Consider the following 24,865-nt stretch of genomic DNA (forward strand, 5'->3'; position numbering starts at 1 on the left):
CCGGCGGCCCGAACGCTCTGGTTCGCGGCCCCGCGTATGCCCTTCAGCTAAATTCATTGTGTGCGGCGATGACCGGTGGACTGCCGGGTCGGCGTGAAGCGACCTTGCGCGCAATCCAAACATCCTCAGCCGCGCCTGCTTGTTGCAAGTGCAGTTATGGACGGCGGCAGTCTGCCAGCCGTCACATCGGTGCTGCGTTGCCGCGTGCGGCGTTGATGAACGCCCGGATCTTCGCGTGATCCTTGATGCCCTTGCTCGCTTCCACCCCGCCGCTGACATCGACGGCGTACGGCCGCACCCGGGCGACGGCGTCGGCGACGTTGTCCGGCGTCAGGCCGCCGGCGAGGATCAGCGGCTTGCTCAAACCTTGCGGAATCAAAGACCAGTCGAACGCCTCGCCGGTTCCGCCCGGCACGCCTTCGACGTAGGTGTCGAGCAGCACGCCGCTGGCGCTCGGGTAGGCATTGCAGGCGGCGGCGATGTCATCGCCGGCCTTGACCCGCAGGGCCTTGATGTACGGCCGGTGCCAGCCTTCGCATTCGGCGGCGGTCTCGTCGCCATGGAACTGCAGCAGATCCAGCGGCACGGCGTCGAGGATCTCCCCCAGCTCGCAACGGCTGGGGTTGACGAACAGACCCACCGTGGTCACGAACGGCGGCAACGCCCCGATGATCCCCCGCGCCCGCTGCACGGTCACCGCCCGCGGGCTCTTGGCGTAGAACACGAAACCGATGGCGTCGGCCCCGGCCTCGACGGCCGCCAGCGCATCCTCTAAGCGGGTAATCCCGCAAATCTTGCTGCGAACGGCTGACATGTCGATAGAACCCCAAGGCAAATCCGAGAAAGTCCCGGATGGTAGCAAATGCATTCGAGGGCGTCAGCCGTCCAGTTCAGCGAAACCGGTCAGGAAATGCGGCCCGATGAAACGCTCCGGCAGCGGGAACTCGTCGTGGTACTCGACCTGTACCAGATACAGCCCGAACGGGTGCGCCGTCACCCCTCCGGAGCGCCGTTCACGGCTCTCCAGCACCTCTTTCATCCACTCCACAGGGCGCTCGCCGGCGCCGATGGTCATCAGCACCCCGGCGATGTTGCGCACCATGTGATGCAGGAACGCGCTGGCGCGGATGTCGATCACGATCATCTTGCCGTGACGGGTCACGCGCAGGTGGTGGAGCTTCTTGACCGGCGACTTGGCCTGGCACTGGCCGGCGCGGAACGCGCTGAAATCGTGGGTGCCCACCAGGTACTGCGCCGCCTGCGCCATGCGCTCGACGTCCAGCGGACGGTGGTTCCAGGTGATTTCCTCATTGAGGTGCGCCGGACGGATCTGATCGTTGTAGATCACGTACCGGTAACGTCGGGCGATAGCCTTGAAGCGCGCATGGAAGTGGGCCGGCATCACCTGAGCCCAACTGACGCTGATGTCGTGGGGCAGATTGATGTTGGCGCCCATGACCCAGGCCTTCAGCGACCGCACAGCCTGCGTGTCGAAGTGCACCACCTGCCCGCAGGCGTGCACCCCGGCGTCGGTGCGGCCGGCGCACTGGATCGCCACCGGCGAATCGGCGACCTTCGACAGGGCCTTCTCCAGCTCTTCCTGCACGGACGGCACACCCGAGGCCTGGCGTTGCCAGCCACGGTAGCGCGAACCTTTGTACTCAACGCCCAGGGCGATGCGGAAAAAGCCTTCGGGGGCCATTTCGGCGGCCGGGTTATCTATGTTTGCCAAAGCGGGACAGCCTGCAGATGCACAAAGGCGGGCATTATAAGGCCATGGATGGGGGATGCCAGAAAGTTCTCCAGCGACCGCCGCCGGCCCACAGCCTCACCTGCAGCACCGATTACCTGTGGGAGCCAGCCTGCTGGCGATGGCGGCCTGCCTGGCATATCGATGCCGGATGTGCCGCCGTCATCGCCAGCAGGCTGGCTCCCACAGTTTTATCTGCACGCTCCCCTTCAAGCCTGAGCACAGAAGAGGGCTTACCGATCTAAAGCGAAAAAAAAAACGGCAGCCCCAATGGGCTGCCGTTCTCATTACCGCCGAACGCCGGATCAGGCCAGGTGCGAAAGCATCTCCCGGGCCTCGTTCTTCTGCTTGTCGTCACCCTCGCTGAGCACTTCGTTGAGGATGTCGCGCGCGCCGTCGTTGTCGCCCATGTCGATGTAGGCCTGGGCCAGGTCAAGTTTGGTGGCGGCCTCATCGGTGCCGGAGAGGAAGTCGAAGTCATCCTCGCCCAGTTCACCGAGATCACCGCCCATGGCCGCGTCAGCTTCGCTGAAGCTCGGCTCGCCGAGGCTCTGGGACAGGCGGTCCAGCTCGGCGTTGACGTCGTCCAGCTCGGCGGAAAACGCATCCGGCTCAGCCGGGGCCGCGTCCATTTCGTCCGCCAGGGACAGGTCGAAATCGGCCGGCAGATCCAGCTCGTCGATCGGCGCCTGGGCCACGACCGGCGCTTCGACCGGCGGCAGATCCTTCATGCCGTCATCCAGATCCAGCAGGAAATCGTCTTCGGCCAGCGTGGCCGGCGACGCTTCGGCGCCCAGGTCCAGATCCAGGTCGAACTCCGGCAGGTCGTCGAGGTTCTCCTTGATTTCGGTCTGCTGCTGCAGCACGGACTCGAAACTCAGGTCGTCATCGGCCGGAAACTCGTCCAGCTCGACCGGTGCTTCCGGCTCGATGGCCGCAGCAGGTGCAGGCTCAGCCACCGCTGGCTCCACCGGCTTGATGTTGTCCAGATCGTCGAGGCTCAGGTCGAACGCGCTGTCCAGCTCGTTGTCGGTTTCGGCCGGGGCTTGCGGCTCGTCGAGCAGCAGTTCCTTGACGTATTCGGCATCCAGCTCGGCGGCCATGGCCGCAGCGGCCAGCCCGGTGGCGGCAACGACCGCCATGGCCGGGAAGCGCTTCTTGAGCTCTTCGACCTTGGCGAAGTTCTCGCCGTTGGCGACCAATTGACGCTCCTGGCCGACGAACATGTCGCGGTCGCCTTGGCGGCCGTAGACTTCCATCAGTTTCAGGCGCAGGTCGCTGCGCTGCGGCTCCAGGCTCACGCCCTCCTCCAGCAGCGCGGCGGCCTGGTTCAGGCGACCGCCGTCGATGTGCGACTGGGCCTTGGCCAGTACGTCATCGGTGCGTTCGGCCGCCGGCGCGACCAGCGGCGCAGCGATCGGCTGCGCCACGACGACAGGCTCAACGGCCGGAGCCGGGGCTGGAGCTGGCGCCGGAGCAGGTGCCGGGTTCAGCTTGACGCTCGCCGCCGGCGTTTCCAAGCCTTCGAAGCTGCTTTCCGGCAGATCGAGCTCAGGCTCGAAGGATTGCTCCTCCAGGGCCCGGGCCATGCGCAGGTGCTTCTCGGCTTCCTGCTGGGCCTTGCGCCGGCGGGCCAGCAGCAACAGCAGAAGCAGCAGGACGATGGCGCCGCCGCCGGCCAGACCCAGCAGGATCGGATTGGTCAGCAGTTCGTTGAAGGCCTTGTCGTCATCGGCGGCCGGTTTCGGCTCGACCACAGGCTCGGCGGGCGCAGGCGCAGCTGCCTCGGGCGCAGGCGCAGCCGGAGCAGTTTGCACCGGAGCGACCGGCGGCGTGGTCGCCAGCTCGGCGGTGATGGCCGGCACCGGAGCCGGCGCAGGCGCAGCTTCCGGTGCGGCGGCCGGGGCAGCCCCTTCGGCCTGCATCTTCGCCAGTTGATTGTTCTTCAGTTCGATCAGGCGTTGCAGCTTGTCCAGCTGGCTCTGCAGGTCAGCCATGCGGCTTTTCAGCTCGGCATTGTCGCGACGGGTCGTGTCGAGGCTTTCCTGGGTCACCGCCAGCTTGTTGCTCAGGGCCTTGGCGTCGCCCGCCGGGCCTTTGCCGCGGGCCTTGCCGCTTTCGGCGGAGACCAGGCTCAGGTTGTCCTTGGGGTTCGGCGCAGCGCCGGCATTGCCGCGGCCACGCTTGGTCGCGTCCAGTTGCTGCTGGCCGGTGCCCGGCTTGGCCACGTAACGGCGGCCCTGGCGCCAGGCGGTGTTCTGCGCCGCGACTTCGGCGATCGCCTTCGATTGCGGCAGCGCCGTGCTTTGCACCGAGTCCGGCAGGCGCAGCACCTGGCCGGTCTTCAGGCGGTTGATGTTGCCGTCGATGAACGCATCCGGGTTGAGGGCCTGAATCGCCAGCATGGTCTGCTGCACCGATCCGCCGTTGCGCGCCTTGGCCGCGATCTCCCACAGGGTGTCGCGCGGCGTCGTGGTGTACTGCGCCGGGTGAGTGGCGCCGGTGGTCGGTGCGGTGATGGTCTGCACCGGGGCCTGCTGGGCGGCGTCGGCGGTCTGCTGGGAGAACTTGGACGGATCCAGCAGCACGCTGTAGTCGCGCAGCAGGCGGCCGTTGGGCCACATCACCTGCACCAGGAACTTCACCATCGGCTCGGACAGCGGCTTGCTGGACGTCACGCGCAGCACACTTTTGCCGCTGGCGTTGAGCACCGGGGTGAAGGTCAGATCGTTGAGGAAGGCCTGGCGGTCGACGCCGGCCTTGGCGAAGTCTTCGGGCGAGGCCAGGCTCGGCACCACTTCGGCAGCGGTGAGGTCCTTGACGTCGAGCAGCTCGATCTCCGCCACCAGCGGCTGGTTCAGGGTCGACTTCAGGGTCAGCTCCCCGAGCCCGAGGGCATGCGCCATACCGGAGGACAGCGCCGAGGCGGCCGCTATTGCTAACACCAGTTTGCGAACTTGAACCATAGCCTCTTCCTTTGTCTGAACATTCCTCGGCCAGCGAGAAGTCTTGAATACCGCTGCCGCAAGGCATTGCGCGCGACGACGGGAACGGGCCGCGCGCGATCATTTCTTTGATGCCCCGGAAAGTCCCGGAGAGTGACTCGTTGCCAAGCGCTCCGGCCAAGCATAGCGCCCGGCTAGAATCAGTCGACAAATTGTTGCCAAGTATCTTTTACAGCAGGCCTTTTATCAACAATTCGGCGACCTGCACCGCGTTGAGGGCCGCGCCTTTGCGCACGTTATCTGACGTCAGCCACAGATTTAGTTCCGCCGGCTCATCGACACCGCCGCGCACCCGCCCGACATAGACCACGTCCTGCCCCACCGCGTCACCGACCGCCGTCGGATAATCGCCGGCTTCGACCAGCTCGATGCCGGGCGCGTCTTCGAGCGCGGCGTTGACCTTTTCCAGGTCGACCGCGTCCGCTGACCGCAAGGTCACGCTAAAGCTATCGCCAAAAAACACCGGGGCTTGAATGCAAGTCGCGGAAATCTTCAAGGAAGGGTTGGCCAGCACCTGACGCAGTTCGCGCACCAGGCGTTTTTCCAGGGAGGTGTGGCCGTCGGCGTCCGGCGTGCCGACCTGGGCCAGCAGGTTGAAGGCGATCTGACGGTCGAAGAACGACGGCTCCAGAGGGCGCATGTTCAGAAGCTCGGCGGTCTGGCGCGCCAGCTCGGTGACGCCTTCGCGCCCCAGGGCGGACACCGCCAGGCTGGCGGTGACATGCACCGATTGCAGGTCGAGCAGACCGCGCAACGGCGCCAGCGCCACCGCCAGCGTCGTGGCCGACGGGCTCGGGCTGCCGACCTGGAACGGCGCCTTCAGGCCGTCCAGCACGCTGGCGTTGGCTTCCGGCACCACCTGCGGCGCCCGCTCGGCCGGCAAGGCGCCGGACAGGTCGATCAGCGAGCAGCCGGCGGCATGGGCGCGGTCGGCAAAGCTCAGGGTGACGGCGGGGCCGGCGGCGAAAAACGCCAGCCTGACCTTGCTGAAGTCGAACGCATCGACTTCCCGCACCCGTACGTTCTTGCCGCGAAAAGGCACCGAGCTGCCGGCGGATTCGCTGCTGGCCAGCAGGTGCAGGTTGCCGACCGGGAAGTCGCGCTCCTCAAGAATCTGCACAAGGGTTTCGCCGACGGTGCCGGTGGCGCCGATCACGGCAATATCGATGGGCTGGCTCATGGTGCGACCTCAGGCAGAACGGGGGGGAGCGGCACTTTACCGGGTGGCCGGCACACAGGCAATTTCTGCCGAAGCCCGGCCATGCCGGCGACCGCCCCGCCCTCCCCGGAGGCCACCCATCAAGGCATCAGGATGATCTTGTCCCCGCCGCCCTGATTCACCTCGGCATAACGGGCCAGCCCCTGCTCCAGCGGCGCCTCCACCAGCCCCTGCGGCAACGGCAGCAGGCCCTCGTCGAAGTAGCGGCCGAACTGCTCCAGCATCGCCGCACAGGCCTGCACGCCGTACAGCAGCGAGTTGATCCCGACCACCGACCCGCCCTTGCGGTACAGGGCCAGCGCCGGCAACTGCACATGCCCGTCCACCGGCGCGGCGATGATCGCGATCCGCCCGAACGTCGCCAGCGCCGCCACCGAAGCCGGCAGCCAGAAGCCCGTGGTGTCGAAAATCACATCGGCGCCGCCGCGGTACACCGCATTGACCTGGGCGCCCAGCGACTCCGGCGTGTCGAGCAGGATCGTCCGGTAGCCCTGGGCCTGCAAAGCCTCGACCTGCTCCGGCCGACGCGCCGCCGCCAGCACCTGGGCGCCGCGCACTTTGGCCAAGGCCAATGCCGCCGTGGCCACCGCCCCGCCGCCGATCACCAGCAGCCGCGTTTCGGCGCTCACCAGGCTGCGTTCCAGCGCGTCCCACGCCGTGGTGTACGGCACGCCAAGGCTGGCGGCCTGGGTGAAGCTCAAGTGCGAAGGCTTATGCGCCACGCCGTTGGCCGGCAGTTTGACGAACTGCGCATGGGAACCGTCGGCGAAGAAACCCAGCTCACGGCCCGTGCCCCACACTTCCTGGCCGATCAGCGCCGACGGCCCTTCGACCACGACCCCGGCGAAATCCCGACCAGGGATGCGCGGCAGCGTGGTGTAGGGAAAACGCCCGAGCACGTTCTTCACGTCGCTGGGGTTCAGGCCCGCCGCCTTGATCTGCACCAGCACCTCATCGGCGCCCGGCACCGGGGTCGGCACCTCGACGAAGCGCAGGGAAGCCAAATCGCCCGTTTGATCGAATTGCAATGCTTTCATGGGTACATCCACCGAATGGAAAAGGAAGGGATTCAGGACAGCCAGCCGGCCACCAGTTGCCGGCCCATCGGCCACAGCTGCTCACCGGCCAGCATGCCCAGCAGGCCGACCAGCGCGATCGTCGGCGGCGCCGGGGAGCGGATATCCAGCGCGCCGTAGAGCAGGCCGACGCCCAGGCCGACCGCCAGGGAAATCAGGTAATTCATGGGACAGCTCCGCCTGAGAAAGGGAATGGGCAGAGTCTAGGGAAAGGCGTGCGGCGGCATCGGCCAAGGACTTCCGAATTTCGGCCAATCCTTCGGCGCCCTGAATGGCGCCATCGCCAGCCGCCTATTGGATTTCGGTCAAAGGTCCGGATCCCGCGCGACCGCTGCGGGAGCGAGCCTGTTCGCGATCGCGCCGGAACATCCGGCACCGGCTTCGACTGACAGACCGCCATCGCGAGCAGGCTCGCCCCCACAAGGGATCGCGATCAACCCGAGCCGGCGCCTGCGCCGTACTGTGAAGGCGCCACGCCGAGCTCACGGCGGAACATGTCGCTGAAGCTGCTCGGCGAATAGCCCAGCTCCCGGGCGATGGCGCTGACCGGCACGCCCTGGATCAGCTCCGCCGCCGCGGTCGCCAGTTGCACCTGCCGCCGCCATTCGGCGAAGCCCATGCCCAGGCCGTCCTTGAACAGCCGCGCCAGGGTGCGCACGCTGGCCCCGGCGTTCTCCGCGTGCCGCTCGAACGGAATGTCCAGCGAAGGCGCGGCCATGACCGCCTGGCACAGGTTCATCAGGCGCCGGTCGGAATCGTCCGGCAGCGGGATTTTCAGCTGCGAGCGCCGGGCGCGCTTGAGCTCCAGCAGGGCCAGGCCGACCAGCGCGTCGTAATAGGCCGGATCGCCGCTGTCGCCCTCCTCCACCAGCCCGACGATCAGCTCGCGCAGCAGGCCGCCGACCTCGATCACCTGCACCGTGGCGTCGAGCGTCGCCGCCAGCGCCGGGCGCAGGTAAATATTGCGCATCTGCAGGTCCGACACCACGCGGATCCCATGGGGCACGCCCGGCGGCAGCCACACCGCCCGTTGCGGCGGGACGACCAGCGCCTCGTGAGGCGTCTCGACCCACATCACCCCGCTCATCGCATACAGCAACTGGCCCCAGACATGCTCGTGGGGCTCGATGAACAGGCCGCGCGGGTAGGTGCGCGCCAGCGGCTGCACCGGCACGTCGGTATCGCTCAGGTCGGGAGGCGCGGCAAGGGCCATGGCAGGGGTTCATCGGTTTGAGGGAAGCGCCATGGTAACCAGTCGCCGATCCGCCCGCCAACGCGCCGCCGGACAATCCGAATGAATTTTCCCGGCCCGCCGCGATCCCTCTATAACAACAGGGAGGAACCGGGGCTTTATGAACAACGCAAAACTGTTTGTCATCGAATACACCCTCCACGGCGCGCCGAAGTCGTTCATCATCCGCTCGGAAAAGATGGACAACGTCGAGGCCTGGCACTGGGCGAGCTGCGACGCCGGCGTCGGCCGGATCCCGCGTTTCGGCCGGGAAAAGGTGCAAAAGACCAGCAAGCCGATGGCGGAGAAATTCGGCGTGGAGAACGTCACCTGGCGACCGGCAAGCTAAGCTTGTCCGCTCACCGGCAGACACGGGGGATAGCCGCCATGACATCGATCAGGAGCCCGGCGCGGCTCGACTACGGGCTGGAGACGCCGGCCGGGTACGTCATCAAGAGCGTCGAGTGCCAGGTCGGGCTGGAACCGGTCGAGGGCGATCCCTACCGGTTTGCGCTGTGCGTATCCGCCCCGCTGCCGCAAGACCTGGACCAGGCCAGGACCGTGGACGTGCGGGTGCAGGGCCGACGCCTGCAAGGCGCTGTCCTGCGGATCAAACGCTTGGACGACACGCGCCTGAGACTGGAAGTGGAGCCCGATTAGGCCCCACTTACCCGGCATCAGCTCAGTGGGCGCATTTGCAACCCTGTAGAAGTTGCCGCGGATGTCCAGTCTTTCACTGCAGGTGCGCACGCGCCGAAACCGGTGGGAGCCAGCCTGCCGGCGATGGCGCCCGGCCGGGCGCCGTATGGGTTTCAGATGCGGAACTGCCCCACCAGCCGGCCCAGGCGCTGACCGAGCTCGGCCAGGCTGCGCGAGGTCTGGGCGCCGAACTGGGTCTCGTCCGCCACGCTGTCCACGGCCACGGCGATCTGGTGCACGCTGCGGTTGATCTCTTCGGCCACGGCGGTCTGCTCTTCGGCGGCGCTGGCGATCTGGGCGTTCATCGAGTTGATGGTCGCGATCAGTTCCGCCATCGCATCCAGCGATGCGCCGGCCTGATTGGCCTGGGCCGACGTGCCGTCGCCGGCCTCGCTGGAACGGCGCATGGCCTCGACCGCCGATTGGGTGCCGGCCTGCAGGCGGTCGATCATGCCTTGGATTTCCTGGGTGCTGATCTGCGTGCGGCTGGCCAGCGCCCGCACTTCGTCCGCCACCACCGCAAAACCGCGCCCGGCCTCCCCGGCCCGCGCCGCCTCGATGGCGGCGTTCAGCGCCAGCAGGTTGGTCTGCTCGGCGATGGAGCGGATCACCCCGAGCACGCCGACGATCGACGACACGTCCTGCTGCAGGCTGTCGAGGGACACGCCGCTGTGGCGGATGTCGTCCACCAACGCATGGATCTGCTGGATGCTGCCGGCCACGACCCGCTTGGCGGCCTGGCCTTCCTCGTCGGTCTGACGGGCGGCGACGGCGGCGTTCTGCGCGCTCTTGGCCACTTCCTGGGCGGCGGCGGACATCTCGTTGATCGCCGTGGCGACCTGATCGGTCTCGTGGCGCTGGCGCTCCATGGCCTGATCGGAACGGTGTGCCTGGTCCGACACCTGGGTCACCAGGCCAGTAAGCTGGGACGTCATTTCGGTGATCTGCCGTACCAGGCCGTGGATCTTGTCGACGAAGCGGTTGAACGAGCCGGCCAGTTCGCCGAGCTCATCCTGGCTGGTGATGGCCAGGCGGCGGGTCAGGTCGCCCTCGCCCGCCGCGATGTCGTCGAGGTTGGCTTTCATCAGGTTCAACGGGCGCAGGATGGTGTTGGCCAGCAGCATGCCCGCCGCGGCGATCACCAGCAGCACCACCACGGCCACGCCGACGATGCTCAGCACCACACCCCGCATGCGCTCCTGCACCGTGGCCTCGACCGCCGCCACTTGCGCTTCGATGCCGTCCAGGTTCACCGAGGTGCCGACCGCCATGTCCCACTTGGCCAGGTATTCGGTGTAGCCAAGCTTAGGCACCAGCACCTGGGCATTGCCCGGCAGCGGCGAGCTGTATTGCAGGTAATGGCTGCCGTCCTTCGCCACCTTCACCAGGTCGCGGTTGACGTAGACGCCGTTCGGGTCGCGGTTGTCCTTGAAGCTCTTGCCCACGCCGTCGGGGTCGTTGGCCTTGAACAGGCGCACGGTCTCGGAGTCGTAGCCGAAGAAGTAGCCGTCCTTGCCGTACTTGATGCTCGACAGCAGCTTGATCGCCTGGGCCCGGGCGGCGGTGTCGCCGGGGGCGGCGGCGTCGTACAGCGGCTTGATCGTGGTCATGGCCACGGCGACGTAGCTCTGCAGCGTGGCCTTGGCGTCGCCGAGCAGGCGCTCGCGGGTCTGTTCGACTTCCTTGTGCGCCTGTTCCTGAAGGATGAACAGCACGGTCAGGCTGATCACCAGCGCAAAGAGCAACACCGGAAGGACGGCAAGGGACAGGACTTTAGCCTTGAGGCTCAGACGCATGGACGGGCTCACTCTTTTGGTTTTATTGGCGTGGATAAAGGCGTTAACGGCCTGCCGAACCAAAAGTTGAGCCGGAGGCTCCCACCCGTGCCGATGCGGGAGCCAACAAGTGACCGCTGGTGGTCAGAGCACCATCGCGGCCAGCCACCCGGCCGCCAGCAGCGGCAGGTTGTAGTGCAGGAAGGTCGGCACCACGGTGTCCCAGATGTGGTGGTGCTGGCCGTCGATGTTCAGGCCGGAGGTCGGGCCCAGGGTCGAGTCCGAGGCCGGCGAGCCGGTGTCGCCCAGGGCGCCGGCGGTGCCGACGATGCAGACGATCGCCATCGGGCTGAAGCCCAGCTGCACGCACAGCGGCACGAAGATCGCCGCCAGGATCGGCACCGTGGAGAACGACGAGCCGATGCCGATGGTCACCATCAGCCCCACCAGCAGCATCAGCAGCGCGCCGATGGCCTGGCTGTGGTCGATCCACGCCGCTGCGCTCTCCACCAGCGTGCGCACCTCGCCCGTGGCCTTCAGCACCTCGGCGAAGCCTGAGGCCGAGATCATGATGAAGCCGATCATCGCCATCATCTTCATGCCTTCGGTGAACAGGCCGTCGGTCTCGCGCCACTTCACGATGCCGGAGGCGGAGAAGATCAGGAATCCGGCCAGCGCCCCGATAATCATCGAGTCCAGCAGCAACTGAATCATGAACGCCGCCGCAATGGCCAAGAAGGCGATCCCGAGGGTCATCGGGTTATAGGCGACGCTGACCTGCTCCACCTGCTCGATCTTCTCCAGGTCGTAGACCCGCTTCTTGCGGTAGCTGAAGAACACCGCCAGCAGCAGGCCGAACACCATGCCCGCCGCCGGAATGGCCATCGCGTGCATGACGTTGACCTGGCTGATGTCCACCCCGGCCTTGCTGACGTTGGCCAGCAGGATCTGATTGAGGAAGATGTTGCCGAACCCCACCGGGAACACCATGTACGGGGTGATCAGGCCGAAGGTCATCACGCAGGCGATCAGGCGCCGGTCCAGTTGCAGTTTGGTCAGCACATACAGCAACGGCGGCACCAGCAGCGGAATGAACGCGATGTGGATCGGCAGGATGTTCTGCGACGCGATCGCCACCACCCACAACAGCCCGATCAGCAGCCACTTGACGCTGCCGCCGCCGGTGGCGTGCTGGCGGTCGACCATGGCCAGGGCCTTGTCGGCCAGCGCGTGGGCCAGGCCGGACTTGGCGATGGCCACCGCGAACGCGCCCAGCAGCGCGTAGGACAACGCCACCGTCGCCCCGCCGCCCAGGCCGCTGTTGAACGCCTTGAGCGTGGCGTCGATGCCCAGGCCGCCGGTCAGGCCACCGACCAGCGCACCGACGATCAACGCGATCACCACGTGCACACGGGACAGGCTGAGGATCAGCATGACGCCGACCGCAGCAATCACTGCATTCATTTCACTACCTCAAAAACACGGCGATGGATGCGCTTCACCGCCAGACAGGATGAGTCCGCCCGGCAACGCCCGGAGGCCGCCAGCGAATTTGGATCGAGGGTCTTGTTAGAAGGGCGCGCACTGTGCCGCAGAGTGGCCGCAGTGTCAAAGCGAGGGGCTGCATTGTCCTGTAACAACCGATGAATCCGTGGCGAGGGAGCTTGCTCCCGCCGTGGGGGGCGGCCCGCATCGCGCCTGCTGCGCAGTCGAGCGGGAGCAGGCTCCCTCGCCACAGGAACATACGTGGCACTGCCGCCGGATGCGGCAATCGGTCCTATTGCGTTTGCGCCATAAAGAAAACCGCCGCGCTGCCGTTACAGTGCAAAGTCTCAGATAAATATCGAATAAGGACGTCTCCATGTCGCTCAGACAACTTTCCATCCAATGGAAAATCACCCTGCTCGCCGGGCTCTGCCTGGCCGGTATCGTGACCCTGTTGGTGGGTCTTTCGCTGTACCGCATGGAGCACAGTTCCGAGCTGGTGAAGGCGTCGAGCATGGAAATGCTCACCGAGTCGGCCCAGGCCCGCATCGAATCCCAGGGCGAAGTGCAGGCGGCGTTCATCCGCCAGCAGTTCATGGACGCCTACCAATACGGCCACGGCTTTTCGCGCCAGGTACTGTTCCTGCGCGAACAGGCCGAGAAACGCTTCCTGGATGCCTTCGACCTGCGCGAGGACATGACCCGTCAGGTCAAGTCGGCCCTGCAGGCCAACCCTGAGCTGCTGGGCCTGTCGCTGGTGTTCGAGGCCAACGCGCTGGACGGCAAGGACGAACTGTTCGCCGGCCAGGCGGAACTGGGCAGCAACGACAAGGGCCGCTTCGCCCTGTACTGGTCGCAGCCGACGCCGGGCAAGGTCACGTCCATGGCACTGCCGGAAAGCGACATGGCCGACACCAGCACCGGCCCCAGCGGCCAGGCCGCCAACGCCTGGTTCACCTGCCCGCGCACCACGCTCAAGCCCTGCGTGATCGAACCCTACTTCTATGTGATCGACGGCCAGAAGGTGCTGATGACCAGCATCGTGTTCCCGCTGACGGTCAACGGCAAAGTCATCGCCTCGCTGTCGGTGGACATCAACCTCAACAGCCTGCAGGCCATCAGCCAGAACGCCAGCAAGAAGCTGTACGACGGCCAGACCGCCGTGAGCATCATCAGCCCCGCCGGCCTGCTCGCCGGCCACAGCCCGGACGCCGGCAAGCTGAGCCAGCGCCTGGACGCCGTGGACAAGGCCAGCGGCGCCGAACTGCTGGGCCTGCTCGCCTCCAGCAAGACCGTGAGCAGCCTGCACAGCAACCAGCAGTTGAAGGTGCTGTCGCCGTTCCAGCCGATCCCTGGCGGGCCGTCCTGGGGCGTGCTGCTCGATGTGCCGGAAAAGGTGCTGGTCAGCCGCGCCGAAGCCCTCAAGCAGCAACTCGACGCCAGCAACCGCTCGGGCACGCTGATCGAGCTGAGCCTCGGCGCCCTCGCCGCCCTGCTCGGCCTGCTGCTGGTGTGGCTGATGGCCCGCAGCGTGACCAAGCCGATCCTCGGCGTGGCGCACATGCTCGAAGACATCGCCAGCGGCGAAGGCGACCTGACCCGGCGCCTGGCCTACGACAAGAACGATGAACTGGGCCAGCTGGCCGGCTGGTTCAACCGCTTCCTCGACAAACTGCAGCCGATCATCGCCCAGGTGAAACGCTCGGTGCAGGACGCACGCAACACCGCCGACCAGTCCTCGGCCATCGCCACCCAGACCAGCGCCGGCATGGAGCAGCAGTACCGCCAGGTGGATCAGGTCGCCACCGCGTCCCACGAGATGAGCGCCACCGCCCAGGACGTCGCCCGCAGCGCGGCGCAAGCCGCCGAAGCGGCCAAGGACGCCGACCGCGCCACCCGTCAGGGCCTGACTGTGATCGACCGCACCACCGCCAGCATCGACACCCTGGCCGCCGACATGAGCGCGGCGATGGCGCAGGTCGAAGGCCTGGCCGCCAACAGCGAGAAGATCGGCACCGTGCTGGAGACCATCCGCGCCATCGCCGAGCAGACCAACCTGCTGGCCCTCAACGCCGCCATCGAAGCGGCCCGCGCCGGAGAGGCCGGACGTGGCTTCGCGGTGGTCGCCGATGAAGTGCGCAACCTCGCCCGCCGCACCCAGGAGTCGGTGGAGGAGACCCGCCAAGTGATCGAGCAATTGCAGAACGGCACCCAGGACGTGGTCGGCTCGATGGGCAACAGCCACCGCCAGGCCCAGGGCAGCGTGGAGCAAGTCGGCCAGGCCGTGACGGCCCTGCGCCAGATCGGCGACGCCGTGACGGTGATCAGCGACATGAACCTGCAGATCGCCAGCGCGGCGGAAGAGCAAAGCGCCGTGGCCGAGGAGATCAACAACAACGTGGCGACCATTCGCGACGTGACCGAATCGCTGTCCGGCCAGGCCAACGAATCGGCGCGGGTGAGCCAGTCGCTCAACAGTTTGGCGAACCAGCAGCAGGGCCTGATGGACCAGTTCCGCGTCTGACCATTGGAAAACCTGTAGGCGCTGCGGTGCGATGACTCGACTTGCCAGCGAAGGGGCCGGCCCATCCGACATCAGTGGCGGCTGACCTTCCGCCATCGCTGGCAAGCCAGCTCCCACAAGGGGCTTGGCTGGCTGCAAAAATCTGTGTTCACCGCAAAACCTGTGGGAGCTGGCTCCCACAGGGGGCTTGGCTGACTGCAAAAATCTGTGTTCACCGCAAAACCTGTGGGAGCTGGCTCCCACAGGAGGCTTGGCTGACTGCAAAAATCTGTGTTTACCGCAAAACCTGTGGGAGCTGGCTTCCACAGGGGGCTTGGCTGGCTGCAAAAATCTGTGTTCACCGCAAACCCTGTGGGAGCTGGCTTGCCAGCGATGGCGTCGGTAAAGGCGCCGCCGCAGCTCCCGCCTGCCCTCAGCGCTTGGGCAGTTCGATCACCACGCTCAACCCGCCCCACTCGCTCTCGCGCAGCGCCAGTGTCCCGCCCCAGGCCTCGACGATGTCCCGCACGATCCCCAGCCCCAGGCCATGGCCGTCGGTCTGTTCATCCAGCCGGGTGCCGCGGCTGAACACCTGATCGCGCTGGGCCTCGGGGATGCCCGGGCCGTCGTCCTCGACGTTCAGCACAAAACCGCCCGCCGCCTCGACCACGCTCAGGCGCACCTCGGCGTCAGCCCATTTGCAGGCGTTGTCCAGCAGGTTGCCGAGCAGTTCCAGCAAGTCTTCCCGATCCCACGGCAGTTGCAGGCCCGCAGGCGCCGTGAAGCTCAACGCCAGGTGTTCGCCGTGGATCATGTTCAACGTCGCCAGCAGGCCCGGCAGCTCCGCACCGCAATCGAACAGCGCCCCCGGCAGCGCATCGCCGGACAGCCGCGCACGGTTCAACTCGCGGTTGAGCCGCTGCTGCACCTGCGCAAGTTGCTCGGTGAGCATCTTGCGCAGCTGCGGGTCCCCGTCGAGCCGTTCGCTTGAGGCCAAGCTCAGCAGCACCGCCAGCGGCGTCTTCAGCGCATGACCGAGGTTGCCCAAGGCGTTGCGCGAGCGTTTGAGACTGTCTTCGGTGTGGGCCAGCAAATGGTTGATCTGCGCCACCAGGGGTTCCAGCTCGGTCGGCACTTGCTCGTCGAGCTGCGAGCGCTGGCCCTGCTGCAACTGGGCGATCTGTTCCCGTGCCGTTTCCAGCGGGCGCAGGGCCCGGCGCACGGTGAGCCGTTGCAGCAACAGGATCAGCAACAGGCCGGCCAGTCCGAGCCCGAGCCCGACCTGGCGCATGCGCCGGAAGCTCTCGCGCACCGGGGTGTAGTCCTGGGCGACGCTGATGGAGATCGACTGGCCCAGGCGCCGGTAGTCCGAGCGCAGCACCAGCAACTGCTGGCCGCCGGGGCCCAGTTGCAGGTTGCTGTGCAGGCCGGGGTGATCCAGCAGCGGCAGATCCTGATCCCACAGCGAGCGCGAGCGCCAGTGGCTGTCGGCGAAGTCGATGCGGAAATAATGCCCGGAGAACGGCCGCTGATAGGCCGGCGACAGATGCCGCTCATCCAGCTGCAAGCCCTGCGGGCCGCGCACCAGCGCCACCAGCAGGCTTTCGCTGTCGTTGCGCAGGCCGGCTTCGAGGTAACGCTGCAGGCCCACTTCGAACAGCCACAGGCTGACCTGCGCCAGCACCAGGCCGACGATCACCATCACGCTGATCAGGCCCAGGCTCAGGCGCCGCTGGATCGACCTCACGAAGCCTGCCCGCCGAACAGGTAACCCTGGCCGCGGCGGGTTTCGATCACGCTCTTGCCGAGCTTGCGCCGCAAGTGGTTGACGTGGACTTCCAGCACGTTGGAGTCGCGCTCGGTCTCGCCGTCGTAGAGGTGTTCGGCAAGGTGGCTCTTGGACAGGATCTGCTGCGGATGGAGCATGAAATAGCGCAGCAGGCGGAATTCGGCGGCGGTCAGCTGAATGTCGGCGCCGTCGCGGGTGACGCACTGGCGGCCTTCGTCCAGGTGCAGGCCGGCGGCCTTGAGGGTCGGCTGGTTGGCCTGGCCCTTGGAGCGGCGCAGCAGCGACTGGATGCGCAGGAACAGTTCTTCCGGATGGAACGGCTTGGTCAGGTAGTCGTCGGCCCCGGCCTTCAGGCCTTCGATGCGCTCGGCCCAGGAGTCCCGGGCCGTGAGGATCAGCACCGGCACGGCCAGGCCGCCGGCCCGCCACTGCGCCAGCACCTCCAGCCCCGGCACGCCGGGCAGGCCGAGGTCGAGGACGATCAGGTCATAGGGCTCGCTGCCGCCCTGATAGACCGCATCGCGCCCGTCCGCCAGCCAATCGACCGCATAGCCCTGGCGCTGCAGGCCGGCGAGCAGTTCATCGGCCAACGGTACGTGGTCTTCCACCAATAGCAGACGCATCGGTCAATCTTCCTTGTCTTTGATCAGTTGCCCGGTGTCGGCCTTGAGGTGCAGCTCGCGGGCCACCCCTTCGACCGTCAGCAGCTCGACTTCATAAACATAGACGTCGTGCTTCTCTTCCAGCTCGACCTCCAGCAGCTTGGCGCCGGGATAGCGGTCCAGCGCCTGTTGCAGCACCTGTTCCAGCGGCAGGATCACGCCCTGCTGGCGCAGGCGCAGGGCCTCATCCTGGTCGAGGTCGCGGGCCGCCGCCAGCGAGCAGAACGCCAACAGCGCCAGGGCCAGACGGCTCCCGACGCGCGGATGCAGAAAATACGGCTTCATTACGTGTCCTGATGATCCTTGAGCACTTGCCCGCTGACCGCGTCCAGTTCCATGTCCCACGCCTGGCCCTGCGGATCGCGCAGTTCGATCTGGTAGAGGTACTTGCCGTACTTCTCTTCCAGCTCGGTGTCGGTGACCGTCGAACCAGGGTGTTTGGCCAGCGCTGCGGCGTTGAGCTTCTCGAAAGACTGGATAGTACCAGCGTCGCGCAGGCGCAGGGCCTCATCGGGGCCCAGGTCGCGGGCGTGGGCGAGGCTCGCGGTCAGGCCGATGATCGAGGCGATGGACAGGGCAGTCAGGGTCTTCATGGGGTGTCTCCGTATTTTTATGTGCTGCGGGGCGTCACCTTAGCGGGGTGAACTTAATTGAAACTGAATGGCCATCATTGCCCTGCCCGACACGACCTCCTGCGGGACTTCCTGTGGGAGCTGGCTTGCCAGCGATAGCGATTCTGCGTGCGACATCGCAGTGACTGTCCTTCCGTCATCGCTGGCAAGCCAGCTCCCACAGGGTTCGCAGTGGCTCTATAATCCCCGCTCGCCATCGACCGAGGCCGACATGACCGCCATCCACATCAAGTTCCCCGCCCTCACCCTCAAGGCCGGCCCCCGGGCCATGGCGCGCATCCGCGCCCGGGGCCTGAGCGCCGCCGACGTCGGCACCCTGCCCGGCGCCGCCGGCGGGCCGAAGGCGCTGGGGATCCAGGGGCTGGATCTGGCACTGTTCGGCGAATGGCTGCCGGCGGCGCCCCGGGAGCGCTCGCTGATCGGTGCGTCGGTGGGTTCCTGGCGCTTCGCCAGCGCCTGCCTGCCGGACGCCGCCGAAGGCATCCGCCGTCTCGGTCACCTGTACACCGAGCAAAACTTCAACAAGGGCGTCACCGTCACCGAGGTCAGCCGCAGTTCCCGGCGCATGCTCGACGACCTGCTCGACGGCCGCGACGCGCGCCTGCTCGACAACCCCCACTACCGCCTCAACATCATGGTGGTCAAAAGCCACGGCCGGCTGGCGGACGATCACCGCGGCCGGCTGGGCCTGGCGCTGGGCTCGGTGATCGCCGACAACCTGCGCGGCCGGGCGCGGCTGGCGCGGCACTTCGAGCGGCTGATCATCCACGACCCGCGCCTGGCGCCGCCGGTGGAGGCGCTGAACGACTTCCCGTCGCGCTTCATCGCCCTGGACGCCGGCAACCTGCGCCAGGCGCTGCTGGCCTCGGGCTCGATCCCGATGGTGATGGAGGGTGTGCGCGACCTGCCGGGAGCCGGCGCCGGCACGTTCCGCGACGGCGGCCTGCTGGACTATCACCTCGACCTGCCCTACAGCGGCGACGGCATCGTGCTGTATCCGCACTTCACCGACCGGGTCATCCCCGGCTGGTTCGACAAGACCCTGCCTTGGCGCCGGGCGTCGACCCAGCGCCTGCAAGACGTGCTGCTGCTCGCCCCGTCGAAGGAATACCTGGCGCGCCTGCCCTACGGCAAGCTGCCGGACCGCAACGACTTCAAGCGCTTCATGGGCGATGCGCCCGCCCGGCAGAAATACTGGCGCGCGGCGATGGACGAAAGCCGGCGGCTGGGCGACGAGTTTCTCGAACTGGCCGCCAACGGTCGCCTCGCCGAACGCCTGCTGACCCTTTAGTCAGCGTTTTGCCGCACGGCCGCAGACAAGCTGGTAAACTCGCCGCCTGCCCGAATCGCTGACGCGACGCCATCTGAACAGAGCCGACATCACCGTGGAAATCTTCAAGGAATTTACGTTCGAATCCGCCCACCGCCTGCCCCACGTGCCGGACGGCCACAAGTGCGGACGCCTGCACGGCCATTCGTTCAAGGTGGCCATCCACCTGAGCGGCGACATCGATCCGCACACCGGCTGGATCCGCGACTTCTCCGAGATCAAGGCGATCTTCAAGCCGCTGTACGAGCGCCTGGACCACAACTACCTGAACGACATCCCGGGCCTTGAGAACCCGACCAGCGAAGTGCTGGCCAAGTTCATCTGGAACGAGCTCAAGCCCCTGCTGCCGGAACTCAGCGCGATCCGCATCCACGAGACCTGCACCAGCGGCTGCATCTACCGCGGCGAGTGAGCCCAGCGGCCTAAAAAAACCACCGGGAACGGTGGTTTTTTTGTGCCTATGCTTTTTGGCTCAACCCGCCAAGAGGACAGACCCATGACGGACTGGCTGCTGGATCAGGTCTTTGACTTCAACGGGCGAGGCGTTCGCCATGCCGTCCGCGGCGACGGGCCGCCGCTGGTGTTCGTGCACGGCACCCCGTTTTCGTCCTATGTATGGCACCGCATCGCCCCGCACTTCTACAGGACTCACCGGGTGCACTGCTTCGACCTGCTGGGCTACGGGCAGTCCGAAAAGCCTGACGCCGACGTGTCCCTCGGGGTGCAGAACGAACTGCTGGCGCAATTGCTGGATCACTGGAACCTGCAACGTCCGGACGTGGTGGCCCACGACTTCGGCGGCGCCACCGCCCTGCGCGCGCACCTGCTCAACGGCAAGGAGTACCGCACCCTGACGCTGATCGACCCGGTCGCGCTGTCGCCCTGGGGCTCGCCGTTCGTCCAGCACGTGCGCCAGCATGAGGCCGCGTTCAGCGGCCTGCCCGACTACATTCAGCGGGCCGTCGTTCCGGCCTACATCCGTGGCGCCGTCCACCGCGACATGCCCGACGACGAACTCGCCCCCTACGTGCAGCCCTGGCTCGGCGATCCGGGCCAGGCGGCGTTCTACCGACAGATCGCGCAGATGGACGAGCGCTACACCCGCCAGGTGCAGGACCTGTACCCGACGATCCGCTGCCCGGTGCAGATCCTCTGGGGCGAGGACGATCAGTGGATCCCCATCGAGCGCGGCCGGGCGTTGCACGGGATGATTCCCGGATCGCGGTTCCACGCCATCCCGAACGCCGGGCACCTGGTCCAGGAAGATGCCCCGGAGGCCATCGTCGCGGCCCTGCTGCGTTTTCTCTGATGTCCCAGCAGGGGCGGGTATTGCGCTAAGGTACGACGCAGTGACCGCACCCGATCCATGAAAAGGATGAGCCGATGCACATCATCAACGCCCGCTTGCGCAACCAGGAAGGCCTGCACGCACTGCACCTGGAAGACGGCCTGATCCGCAGCGTCGCCCGCCAGACCGAAGCCCCCACTTTGGGCCCCGACGACCTCGATGCCGGCGGCAACCTGGTGGTGCCGCCGTTCGTCGAACCGCACATCCACCTCGACGCTACCCTGACCGCCGGCGAGCCGCGCTGGAACATGAGCGGCACGCTGTTCGAAGGCATCGAATGCTGGGGCGAACGCAAGGCCACCATCACCTTCGAAGACACCAAGACCCGCGCCGGAAAAACCCTCCAGGCCCTGGCCGCCCACGGCATCCAGCATGTGCGCACCCATGTCGACGTCACCGACCCGCAGCTCACCGCGCTCAAGGCGATGCTGGAGGTGCGCGAGGAAAACCGTCACCTGGTGGATCTGCAGATCGTCGCGTTCCCCCAGGAAGGCATCGAGTCGTTTCGCAACGGTCGCGACCTGATGGAAGAAGCCATCCGCCTGGGCGCCGACGTGGTCGGCGGCATTCCGCATTTCGAGTACACCCGCGACCAGGGCGTGAGCTCGGTGAAGTTTTTGATGGACCTGGCCGAGCGCACCGGCTGCCTGGTGGACGTGCACTGCGACGAGACCGACGACCCGCATTCGCGCTTTCTCGAAGTGCTGGCCGAAGAGGCCCGCAGCCGCGGCATGGGCGCCCGGGTCAGCGCCAGCCACACCACGGCCATGGGTTCCTACGATAACGCCTACTGCGCCAAGCTGTTCCGCCTGCTCGGGCACTCGGGCATCAGTTTCGTCTCCTGCCCGACCGAGAGCATCCACTTGCAGGGGCGCTTCGACACCTTCCCCAAACGCCGGGGCGTGACCCGGGTCAACGAACTGCTGGAGGCGGGTATGAACGTCTGCTTCGGCCAGGACTCGATCGTCGATCCGTGGTATCCGCTGGGCAACGGCAACATCCTGCGGGTGCTGGAGGCCGGGCTGCACATCTGCCACATGCTCGGCTACCGCAACCTGCAGAACGCCCTGGACCTGGTGACCGACAACAGCGCCAAGGCCCTGTACCTGGGCGAACGCTACGGGCTGGAGCCTGGGCGGCCGGCGAACCTGCTGATCCTGTCGGCGGACAGCGACTACGAAGTGATCCGCAGCCAGGGCCTGCCGCTGTATTCGATCCGCGGGGGCAAGGTGCTGATGAAGCGGCAGATGCCGGTGGTGGAATTCGTCTAAGGTTCAGGGATCGGCGCCATCCCGGCGCCGATCTCCCGATGGACGCCGTGTCATGCCGTAATTTGTGCGAAGTTGCTCTGCTGCCATCCTCATTCGAACGTGAGGACGCGACATGAATCATCACTCCCCTTCCGATCCCATGGCCACGCTCTACTGCGAAGGCCGCCACACATTCATCGACCTGGTGCCCGATGGCGGATCCCGCCTCGATGCACTGTTCCATACCGCACCCGCCTTGGGTGAGCTGGCGGTCGGCGTGGTGTACGGGCACCTGCACGCCCGGCCGGGCCTGGATCCCCGCTTGCGCGAAGCGGTGTCGTTTGCGGCGATCGTGGCGTCCGGCATGGTCGGGCCGCCGTTGAGCGTGCACCTCAAGACTGGCCTGGCCTCCGGCCTCGCGCCCGGCGAACTGACGGAGGTGCTTTTGCAGGCCTCGGCCTTCGCCGGTTTCCCCCGGGCAGTGAGCGCCGCCGACCAGCTCAACCGCCTGTTTGCCGACGCGGGCCTGCCGTCGCCTCCACCCGCCCCTCCCCGCGAGGTTGCCCTGGCATTCTGCGGGTTGGTGCGCGAGGGCCGTCCGCCGATGCCGCTCAGCGAGGCGGTCAAGCGTCATCTGTGCCGGGCCGAACGCCTGGCGTTGTTTGCCACCTCAGCGAGCGCCGTCGTGGTCGAGTGCTTCGACGGCATCGACACTGATCCGCAAGCCTTGCTTCACCTGAACGTGGAAGGCGAAACCGTCGTGAGCGTCGCCTTGTTCAAGGCCCACTGAAACGGCCGGCCACTCTTCCGGGCCGGCATCAAGCCCGGGCGTGCGCAGTGCCGAACAGGCGCACGCCCGTCAACTCGTCGCCGCACGCCTCCAGCAGCACCGGCGCCGTGCCGCCGGGCATTACCACCTGCACCTGCCCTGCCTTCACCCAACCGACCCGCCAGGCCGCGCACGCCACCGCGCTGGCGCTGGTGCCGGAGGACGCCGTTGGGCCTTCGCCGCGCTCGAACACCCGCGCGATGACACGCTGTTCGCCGCCGCGCTGCGCCCATTGCAGGTTGACCCCGGCCGGACAGGGTTGGCCGGCCCCTTCGGGCATGGCGTAGGCGATCCGGGTCAGGGGCTCGTTCAGCGGCGCATCGCGCAGTTGTTCGTTGTCCGGCAGGTGCGCCCCGTCGGCCACCAGCGTGACGCCATGGGGATTGCCGATGCGCACGAACTGGCTGCGGCCCCAGGCCGGATCGAGGCGTGCCAGCGGTTCGACCCGGCTGAGTTCGCGGCCCTCGAACATCACCGTTTCGACGCCTTGCGCGCCCACCGCCGCCGGGCCGAAGCTTGGCCGGCCTAGGTCCAGCCAGAAGCCTTGCACGGCTTCGACCTGCGCCGGTTTGACCGAGGTGGCCACAGGCGAGACCGCGTCCTGCTTGTCATGGTGCACCCGCAGCAACGCCCCCTCTTGCGGCATCAGGCCTTGTTCGAGCAGCGCCTGGGAAAAGATCGTCAGGCCGTTGCCGCTGCGCTCGGCCAACGAGCCGTCGGTGTTGACGATCAGCAGGTCGAACGGCGGCGCGGACTGGAACGGACCGATCAGCAAACCATCGCTGCGGTGCGCCTTGGCCCCCGCCGGACGCTCGCCGTCGGGCCACTCGCAGCAGGCCGCCACCGCAGCGCGGCTCCACGACGGCCGCGACGCCGCGCAAGCTTGCGCCGTGGCGGGCAACGGCACGCCGGCGTCCCGCAGCGCCTTGGGTGAAACGACGGCGTAAAGGTTGCCCCGTGCATCGTAAAGCGGCGTCATCGGTCGATCCCTGGATGGTTCAAAGGCACCACTGTACCTCGTGTGGGCGCGCGCCTGCTCGCGCCCGCGGGCTCACTGTGCAAGGATGTCCGCCTGCTGTAACGATTCTGCCAAGGATTCCCATGACCGACCTCAACGCCCAAGCCGCTTTCGTTCCCGGACGCCTGCAACAGATGTCCACCCGCATCGCCTTCTTCATCGCCGGCCTCGGCATCGCGGCGTGGGCGCCGCTGGTGCCGTACGCCAAGGCCCGGGCCGGGCTCGACGAAGGCACGCTGGGCCTGTTGCTGCTGTGCCTGGGGGTGGGGTCGATCCTGGCGATGCCGCTGGCGGGCATCCTGGCCACCCGGTTCGGCTGCCGCAAGGTGGCCACCGGCGGCACGCTGCTGATCTGCGCGGCGTTGCCGTTGCTGGCGACGGTCTCGTCGGTTCCGGCGCTGATCGCCACGCTGTTCATGTTCGGCGCCGGGCTGGGCACGGTGGACTCGACGGTGAACCTGCAAGCGGTGATCGTCGAGCGGGCCAGCGGGAAAAACATGATGTCCGGGTTCCACGGCCTGTTCAGCCTCGGTGGCATCGTCGGCGCGGCGGGGGTCAGCGGCTTGCTGGGCCTCGGCCTGTCGCCGCTGGCGGCGATGCTGGTGGTGGTCGCGCTGCTGGTCGCGTCCCTGTTCAAGGCCGTGCCGCACATGCTGCCCTACGGCAGCGAAAGCTCGGGGCCGGCGTTTGCGGTGCCCCACGGCATCGTCCTGTTCATCGGCGGCATGTGCTTCATCGTGTTCCTCACCGAAGGCGCTGCGCTGGACTGGAGCGCGGTGTTCCTGGCCGAGGAACGCGGCATCGACAAGGCCTATGCGGGCCTGGGCTACGCCGCGTTCGCCCTGACCATGACGGCGGGCCGCCTCACCGGCGACCGCATCGTCCGGCGCCTGGGGGCGACGCGAGTGATCCTGTTCGGCGGGCTGACCGCGGCGGCGGGCCTGTTCCTGGCAACGTTCGCGCCGTCCTGGCAGGCGGCCCTGATCGGTTACGCGCTGGTCGGGGCCGGTTGCTCGAACATCGTGCCGGTGCTGTACACGGCGGTGGGCAAGCAGACGGTGATGCCGGAAAGCATCGCGGTGCCGGCCATCACCACCCTGGGCTATGCGGGGATTCTGGCGGGACCTGCGGTGATCGGGTTCGTCGCCCACGGCAGCAGCCTGAGCTTCGCCTTCGGCCTAATGGCGGTGCTGCTGGTGGCGGTGGCGATCGGCGGCAAAGTGCTGAAGGTCTGAACGAGCGGCCTGGCTGGCACATAGGTGCT

At 66.9% G+C, this 24,865-nt stretch carries 23 protein-coding genes and 2 pseudogenes; 10 read left to right on the forward strand and 15 right to left on the reverse strand.

What is annotated here, in order from left to right; all coding sequences use genetic code 11:
- Window positions 1-181 precede the first annotated feature (181 nt).
- The 7 genes from CAG29_RS20040 to CAG29_RS20070 form a co-directional block, all read right to left on the reverse strand.
- Window positions 182-814, reverse strand: coding sequence for a phosphoribosylanthranilate isomerase (locus tag CAG29_RS20040; protein ID WP_085695021.1), 633 nt, complete (start codon window positions 812-814; stop codon window positions 182-184).
- A gap of 63 nt (window positions 815-877) precedes the next feature.
- Window positions 878-1,702: a tRNA pseudouridine(38-40) synthase TruA gene (truA, locus tag CAG29_RS20045; RefSeq protein WP_085631446.1), complete on the reverse strand. Its 825-nt coding sequence runs from the start codon at window positions 1,700-1,702 to the stop codon at window positions 878-880.
- Between the two features lie 353 nt (window positions 1,703-2,055).
- Window positions 2,056-4,716 carry a FimV/HubP family polar landmark protein gene (locus CAG29_RS20050; RefSeq protein ID WP_085695022.1) on the reverse strand — a complete coding sequence of 887 codons (2,661 nt, stop codon included), beginning with the start codon at window positions 4,714-4,716 and terminating at the stop codon, window positions 2,056-2,058.
- A 208-nt stretch (window positions 4,717-4,924) separates the two neighbouring features.
- On the reverse strand, window positions 4,925-5,935 hold the full coding sequence (locus CAG29_RS20055) for an aspartate-semialdehyde dehydrogenase (protein WP_085695023.1): 1,011 nt from the start codon (window positions 5,933-5,935) through the stop codon (window positions 4,925-4,927).
- A gap of 119 nt (window positions 5,936-6,054) precedes the next feature.
- The gene (locus CAG29_RS20060) at window positions 6,055-7,011 is read right to left on the reverse strand and encodes a zinc-binding alcohol dehydrogenase family protein (RefSeq protein WP_085577491.1); all 957 of its coding nucleotides are present in this window, start codon (window positions 7,009-7,011) and stop codon (window positions 6,055-6,057) included.
- A gap of 32 nt (window positions 7,012-7,043) precedes the next feature.
- Entirely contained in the window at window positions 7,044-7,217 is a 174-nt protein-coding gene (locus CAG29_RS20065; RefSeq protein WP_085695024.1) for a DUF1427 family protein, read from the reverse strand.
- A gap of 266 nt (window positions 7,218-7,483) precedes the next feature.
- A complete protein-coding gene (locus tag CAG29_RS20070; protein ID WP_085577493.1) occupies window positions 7,484-8,263 on the reverse strand; it encodes a helix-turn-helix domain-containing protein in 780 nt (259 codons plus the stop codon).
- Window positions 8,264-8,402: 139 nt separating this feature from the next.
- On the opposite strand from CAG29_RS20070, the gene CAG29_RS20075 reads away from it, so the two are divergent.
- Together CAG29_RS20075 and CAG29_RS20080 are read left to right on the forward strand one after the other, a co-directional pair.
- On the forward strand, window positions 8,403-8,630 hold the full coding sequence (locus CAG29_RS20075) for a DUF6555 family protein (protein ID WP_085577494.1): 228 nt from the start codon (window positions 8,403-8,405) through the stop codon (window positions 8,628-8,630).
- A 38-nt stretch (window positions 8,631-8,668) separates the two neighbouring features.
- Entirely contained in the window at window positions 8,669-8,941 is a 273-nt protein-coding gene (locus CAG29_RS20080; protein ID WP_085695025.1) for a hypothetical protein, read from the forward strand.
- 152 nt (window positions 8,942-9,093) lie between these two features.
- Here the strand turns inward: CAG29_RS20080 and CAG29_RS29105 are convergent, their stop codons facing one another.
- The 3 genes and pseudogenes from CAG29_RS29105 to CAG29_RS20090 form a co-directional block, all read right to left on the reverse strand.
- Complete coding sequence (locus CAG29_RS29105) at window positions 9,094-9,915, reverse strand: methyl-accepting chemotaxis protein (protein ID WP_371916641.1); 822 nt, start codon at window positions 9,913-9,915, stop codon at window positions 9,094-9,096.
- 36 nt (window positions 9,916-9,951) lie between these two features.
- A pseudogene (locus CAG29_RS29110) lies at window positions 9,952-10,776 on the reverse strand (cache domain-containing protein); the annotation flags it as partial.
- 123 nt (window positions 10,777-10,899) lie between these two features.
- Window positions 10,900-12,219 carry a Na+/H+ antiporter family protein gene (locus CAG29_RS20090; protein ID WP_085577497.1) on the reverse strand — a complete coding sequence of 440 codons (1,320 nt, stop codon included), beginning with the start codon at window positions 12,217-12,219 and terminating at the stop codon, window positions 10,900-10,902.
- 1,540 nt (window positions 12,220-13,759) lie between these two features.
- Here CAG29_RS20090 and CAG29_RS29115 point away from each other — a divergent pair.
- Window positions 13,760-13,906, forward strand: a pseudogene (locus tag CAG29_RS29115) (HAMP domain-containing protein); the annotation flags it as partial.
- Window positions 13,907-14,008: 102 nt separating this feature from the next.
- A complete protein-coding gene (locus CAG29_RS29120) occupies window positions 14,009-14,764 on the forward strand; it encodes a methyl-accepting chemotaxis protein (RefSeq protein ID WP_371856083.1) in 756 nt (251 codons plus the stop codon).
- 412 nt (window positions 14,765-15,176) lie between these two features.
- On the opposite strand, the gene CAG29_RS20100 is transcribed toward CAG29_RS29120, so the two are convergent.
- Genes CAG29_RS20100 through CAG29_RS20115 form a run of 4 tightly spaced genes read right to left on the reverse strand, consistent with a single transcriptional unit; the run spans window position 15,177 to window position 17,787 of the window.
- Window positions 15,177-16,490: a sensor histidine kinase gene (locus CAG29_RS20100; protein ID WP_085695027.1), complete on the reverse strand. Its 1,314-nt coding sequence runs from the start codon at window positions 16,488-16,490 to the stop codon at window positions 15,177-15,179.
- Entirely contained in the window at window positions 16,487-17,155 is a 669-nt protein-coding gene (locus CAG29_RS20105) for a response regulator transcription factor (protein ID WP_085577500.1), read from the reverse strand. Before CAG29_RS20105 ends, CAG29_RS20100 begins: the two co-directional genes overlap by 4 nt.
- Before the next feature lie 3 nt (window positions 17,156-17,158).
- A complete protein-coding gene (locus CAG29_RS20110) occupies window positions 17,159-17,479 on the reverse strand; it encodes a PepSY domain-containing protein (RefSeq protein ID WP_085577501.1) in 321 nt (106 codons plus the stop codon).
- A complete protein-coding gene (locus CAG29_RS20115; RefSeq protein ID WP_085577502.1) occupies window positions 17,479-17,787 on the reverse strand; it encodes a PepSY domain-containing protein in 309 nt (102 codons plus the stop codon). Before CAG29_RS20115 ends, CAG29_RS20110 begins: the two co-directional genes overlap by 1 nt.
- A 250-nt stretch (window positions 17,788-18,037) precedes the next feature.
- Between CAG29_RS20115 and CAG29_RS20120 the strand changes: the two genes are divergently transcribed.
- The 5 genes from CAG29_RS20120 (at window position 18,038) to CAG29_RS20140 (ending at window position 22,544) form a co-directional block, all read left to right on the forward strand.
- Window positions 18,038-19,117: a hypothetical protein gene (locus tag CAG29_RS20120; protein WP_085577503.1), complete on the forward strand. Its 1,080-nt coding sequence runs from the start codon at window positions 18,038-18,040 to the stop codon at window positions 19,115-19,117.
- A gap of 94 nt (window positions 19,118-19,211) precedes the next feature.
- Window positions 19,212-19,568, forward strand: a complete 357-nt coding sequence (gene queD / locus CAG29_RS20125) for a 6-carboxytetrahydropterin synthase QueD (protein ID WP_085577504.1) — start codon at window positions 19,212-19,214, stop codon at window positions 19,566-19,568.
- Window positions 19,569-19,652: 84 nt separating this feature from the next.
- A complete protein-coding gene (locus CAG29_RS20130; RefSeq protein WP_085631438.1) occupies window positions 19,653-20,465 on the forward strand; it encodes an alpha/beta fold hydrolase in 813 nt (270 codons plus the stop codon).
- 74 nt (window positions 20,466-20,539) lie between these two features.
- On the forward strand, window positions 20,540-21,775 hold the full coding sequence (gene codA, locus CAG29_RS20135) for a cytosine deaminase (protein WP_085695028.1): 1,236 nt from the start codon (window positions 20,540-20,542) through the stop codon (window positions 21,773-21,775).
- 112 nt (window positions 21,776-21,887) lie between these two features.
- Window positions 21,888-22,544, forward strand: a complete 657-nt coding sequence (locus CAG29_RS20140; protein ID WP_085695029.1) for a carboxymuconolactone decarboxylase family protein — start codon at window positions 21,888-21,890, stop codon at window positions 22,542-22,544.
- Window positions 22,545-22,572: 28 nt separating this feature from the next.
- On the opposite strand, the gene CAG29_RS20145 is transcribed toward CAG29_RS20140, so the two are convergent.
- Window positions 22,573-23,562, reverse strand: coding sequence for a diaminopimelate epimerase (locus tag CAG29_RS20145; RefSeq protein ID WP_085695030.1), 990 nt, complete (start codon window positions 23,560-23,562; stop codon window positions 22,573-22,575).
- Window positions 23,563-23,684: 122 nt separating this feature from the next.
- Here CAG29_RS20145 and CAG29_RS20150 point away from each other — a divergent pair, with 122 nt between their 5' ends.
- Window positions 23,685-24,836, forward strand: coding sequence for an MFS transporter (locus CAG29_RS20150; protein ID WP_085577509.1), 1,152 nt, complete (start codon window positions 23,685-23,687; stop codon window positions 24,834-24,836).
- Window positions 24,837-24,865: the final 29 nt, after the last annotated feature.

Origin of the sequence: Pseudomonas sp. B7(2017) (assembly GCF_002112745.1) — a bacterium.
GTDB classification, from domain to species: Bacteria; Pseudomonadota; Gammaproteobacteria; order Pseudomonadales; family Pseudomonadaceae; genus Aquipseudomonas; species Aquipseudomonas ekonensis.

Excerpts from the sequence above, each read along its gene's own strand:
- CAG29_RS20040 (WP_085695021.1), bottom strand. The coding sequence starts at position 814 with ATGTCAGCCGTTCGCAGCAAGATTTGCGGGATTACCCGCTTAGAGGAT.
- truA (WP_085631446.1), bottom strand. The coding sequence starts at position 1,702 with ATGGCCCCCGAAGGCTTTTTCCGCATCGCCCTGGGCGTTGAGTACAAA.
- CAG29_RS20050 (WP_085695022.1), bottom strand. The coding sequence starts at position 4,716 with ATGGTTCAAGTTCGCAAACTGGTGTTAGCAATAGCGGCCGCCTCGGCG.
- CAG29_RS20055 (WP_085695023.1), bottom strand. The coding sequence starts at position 5,935 with ATGAGCCAGCCCATCGATATTGCCGTGATCGGCGCCACCGGCACCGTC.
- CAG29_RS20060 (WP_085577491.1), bottom strand. The coding sequence starts at position 7,011 with ATGAAAGCATTGCAATTCGATCAAACGGGCGATTTGGCTTCCCTGCGC.
- CAG29_RS20065 (WP_085695024.1), bottom strand. The coding sequence starts at position 7,217 with ATGAATTACCTGATTTCCCTGGCGGTCGGCCTGGGCGTCGGCCTGCTC.
- CAG29_RS20070 (WP_085577493.1), bottom strand. The coding sequence starts at position 8,263 with ATGGCCCTTGCCGCGCCTCCCGACCTGAGCGATACCGACGTGCCGGTG.
- CAG29_RS20075 (WP_085577494.1), top strand. The coding sequence starts at position 8,403 with ATGAACAACGCAAAACTGTTTGTCATCGAATACACCCTCCACGGCGCG.
- CAG29_RS20080 (WP_085695025.1), top strand. The coding sequence starts at position 8,669 with ATGACATCGATCAGGAGCCCGGCGCGGCTCGACTACGGGCTGGAGACG.
- CAG29_RS29105 (WP_371916641.1), bottom strand. The coding sequence starts at position 9,915 with ATGACGTCCCAGCTTACTGGCCTGGTGACCCAGGTGTCGGACCAGGCA.
- CAG29_RS20090 (WP_085577497.1), bottom strand. The coding sequence starts at position 12,219 with ATGAATGCAGTGATTGCTGCGGTCGGCGTCATGCTGATCCTCAGCCTG.
- CAG29_RS29120 (WP_371856083.1), top strand. The coding sequence starts at position 14,009 with ATGGAGCAGCAGTACCGCCAGGTGGATCAGGTCGCCACCGCGTCCCAC.
- CAG29_RS20105 (WP_085577500.1), bottom strand. The coding sequence starts at position 17,155 with ATGCGTCTGCTATTGGTGGAAGACCACGTACCGTTGGCCGATGAACTG.
- CAG29_RS20110 (WP_085577501.1), bottom strand. The coding sequence starts at position 17,479 with ATGAAGCCGTATTTTCTGCATCCGCGCGTCGGGAGCCGTCTGGCCCTG.
- CAG29_RS20115 (WP_085577502.1), bottom strand. The coding sequence starts at position 17,787 with ATGAAGACCCTGACTGCCCTGTCCATCGCCTCGATCATCGGCCTGACC.
- CAG29_RS20120 (WP_085577503.1), top strand. The coding sequence starts at position 18,038 with ATGACCGCCATCCACATCAAGTTCCCCGCCCTCACCCTCAAGGCCGGC.
- CAG29_RS20130 (WP_085631438.1), top strand. The coding sequence starts at position 19,653 with ATGACGGACTGGCTGCTGGATCAGGTCTTTGACTTCAACGGGCGAGGC.
- codA (WP_085695028.1), top strand. The coding sequence starts at position 20,540 with ATGCACATCATCAACGCCCGCTTGCGCAACCAGGAAGGCCTGCACGCA.
- CAG29_RS20140 (WP_085695029.1), top strand. The coding sequence starts at position 21,888 with ATGAATCATCACTCCCCTTCCGATCCCATGGCCACGCTCTACTGCGAA.
- CAG29_RS20145 (WP_085695030.1), bottom strand. The coding sequence starts at position 23,562 with ATGACGCCGCTTTACGATGCACGGGGCAACCTTTACGCCGTCGTTTCA.
- CAG29_RS20150 (WP_085577509.1), top strand. The coding sequence starts at position 23,685 with ATGACCGACCTCAACGCCCAAGCCGCTTTCGTTCCCGGACGCCTGCAA.